The organism is Burkholderia sp. SIMBA_051 (assembly GCF_046534915.1).
In the GTDB taxonomy this organism is placed as follows: domain Bacteria; phylum Pseudomonadota; class Gammaproteobacteria; order Burkholderiales; family Burkholderiaceae; genus Burkholderia; species Burkholderia ambifaria.
Genome location: NZ_JAWRXS010000264.1, coordinates 1 through 273 on the forward strand (window position 1 = coordinate 1; position 273 = coordinate 273).

A 273-nucleotide genomic window follows, 5' to 3' on the forward strand; every position below is an offset into this window, starting at 1 on the left:
GTGGCGATTGCCGAGGCGCTGTCGGATACCGGCCTCGCGCAAGCGGTCATTCAGGGCGAACACGCGCCGACGCGCTCGCAACTCAGCGCGGTATGGACGACGCTGACCGCGCGCGGCGTGCTCATTTCGTTGCTGCTGGTCGCGCTCGCGCCGTTGCTGAACAGCCAGTTCCATCTCGACGGTTCACTCGTGCTGCTGCAACTCGCGGCGCTGCTGCCGTTGTTGCGCGGTCTCGCGTCGCCCACTTACTACGTCGTGCAGCGCGAGCGGCGC

Annotated in this window: 1 protein-coding gene; it reads left to right on the forward strand. The window is 67.8% G+C overall.

Annotated features, from left to right (window positions below):
* Positions 1-273: oligosaccharide flippase family protein (locus tag SB771_RS34455; RefSeq protein ID WP_410721970.1), on the forward strand; the 273-nt coding region annotated here is incomplete at both ends.